The 784-nt window shown below is 45.0% G+C and carries 2 protein-coding genes; one reads left to right on the forward strand and one right to left on the reverse strand.

Annotation, left to right across the window (positions count from 1 at the left end):
• Positions 1-248, forward strand: a 248-nt coding sequence (locus tag A3766_RS29310) for a VanZ family protein (RefSeq protein ID WP_197479792.1), incomplete at its 5' end; no start/stop codon positions are given.
• Here the strand turns inward: A3766_RS29310 and A3766_RS27300 are convergent.
• A partial coding sequence (locus A3766_RS27300; protein ID WP_068643362.1) for a methyltransferase occupies positions 208-784 on the reverse strand: 577 nt, incomplete at its 5' end. The two genes, A3766_RS29310 and A3766_RS27300, sit on opposite strands and share 41 nt — an antisense overlap.

A 784-nucleotide genomic window follows, 5' to 3' on the forward strand; every position in this document is an offset into this window, starting at 1 on the left:
ACCTAGTAGTATTTTTTGTACTTTCTTTATTGGTTCAAATTGCCTATCCAAGGCTAGGTTTAAGGGCAATACTATTTTGCTTGGCTTGCTTTGGTCTGGGTATTGAGCTTATTCAGGCTTACTTGCCCCACCGTAGTTTCGAGCTAATTGATTGGTTTGTAGACTTGTTAGGCACAGTGATTTACCTGATCCTTATTGCGCCAACTATTAAGAGCAAGTGTTTGAGTGGTAAATACGCACCTTGTTAAATTCTTCAAACTCATTTAGGTCTGGACAAGTACGGGCTTCTTTTACTTCAAGCAAATCGTAAGCGGAAGAGGGCAGTACTTTTACGCGGGAGTCAGCAAGAAGTACTTGAGGACATTTAGTGGTAAACAAATCTAGCAAGTCGTGATTATCTTTGTCATATAGTACATCCGCCGCGGTGATCAGGTCGAGCTCTTCATCAAAAGCCATAAAGTCTTCAGAGTAGTCAAAGCTCAGAGAGTTGAGTTCGGCATTTGCACGACAAGCTTCAAGAGCGTCTGAGTCGATATCACAAGCTATGACTTTTTTGGCACCAGCCTTGGCAGCAGCGACTGCAACAACACCCGAGCCGCTACCAAAATCTAGCACTGTCTTACCACGCACATATTCCGGGTTCTCCAGAATGAACTGAGCCAAAACCTGTCCACTTGCCCAACAAAAAGACCAGTAGGCAGGTTCGGCCACAACAGCCTGTGCTTCGTCATGGCTAAGTGGGCCCTGTAATACAGTGGGGTCAAACAGGTAAAGGCCGATTGCA

The sequence above is a fragment of the Oleiphilus sp. HI0132 genome (assembly GCF_001635845.1).